The following is a 549-nucleotide window of genomic DNA, read 5'->3' as shown; positions in this document are numbered from 1 at the left end:
AAACCACTGCGTTCACGATTGGTTTCTTTTGCTAAGGCTCTCATATTTTGAGCACGTGCAACAATACCAAGGGCATCCGCTATATGAGCAGCATCACCAGTTTTGAAGGCTTCATTGAGAAATATTTGTTGTTCCTCAGTGGTTTCAAGATATTCTTCTGGTTTAAATGGTGTAGTTTTCATCACTGTACTCCTCTTTTAACTTTAACGCTTGTTCAATATCTCTTTGCTGCGTTGATTTATCTCCACCGCATAACAAAAGGATAAAATCAGAGCCTTTTTGGGTAAAATAAATTCTGTAACCCGCCCCATAGTGGATACGTAATTCACCAATGCCATTAAAGAATTTAACATCACCTAAAAGACCTTGTCTTAATCGCACAACACGTTGAAGAATAATAGCTTTAATGCCTTTATCTTTGAGTTTTTTAAGCCAAGTATCAAATTCTGTAGTTTTATGAATGGTTACCATTAGTGCACTATACTACACAAAATATATAATATCAATAGTAATAATTTTTACAGAAAGGTATTTTGATGACACGTCATT

Annotated in this window: 1 protein-coding gene and 1 pseudogene; both read right to left on the bottom strand. The window is 34.8% G+C overall.

Going from position 1 to position 549, the window contains the following annotated elements; all coding sequences use genetic code 11:
* A pseudogene (locus ACFIKU_RS10325) lies at window positions 1-182 on the bottom strand (DNA-binding protein); the annotation flags it as partial.
* On the bottom strand, window positions 163-471 hold the full coding sequence (locus ACFIKU_RS10320; RefSeq protein WP_375642802.1) for a type II toxin-antitoxin system RelE/ParE family toxin: 309 nt from the start codon (window positions 469-471) through the stop codon (window positions 163-165). The gene ACFIKU_RS10320 and the pseudogene ACFIKU_RS10325, both read right to left, overlap by 20 nt.
* Window positions 472-549: the final 78 nt, after the last annotated feature.

Source organism: Bartonella sp. CM120XJJH (assembly GCF_042194715.1).
Lineage (GTDB): Bacteria > Pseudomonadota > Alphaproteobacteria > Rhizobiales > Rhizobiaceae > Bartonella.
The sequence above is the reverse complement of the archived record's forward strand: the minus strand, read 5'-3'. Positions and strand labels throughout refer to the sequence as shown.

Bases quoted from the DNA above. Each gene is read 5' to 3' on its own strand.
- ACFIKU_RS10320 (WP_375642802.1), bottom strand. From the start codon at position 471: ATGGTAACCATTCATAAAACTACAGAATTTGATACTTGGCTTAAAAAA.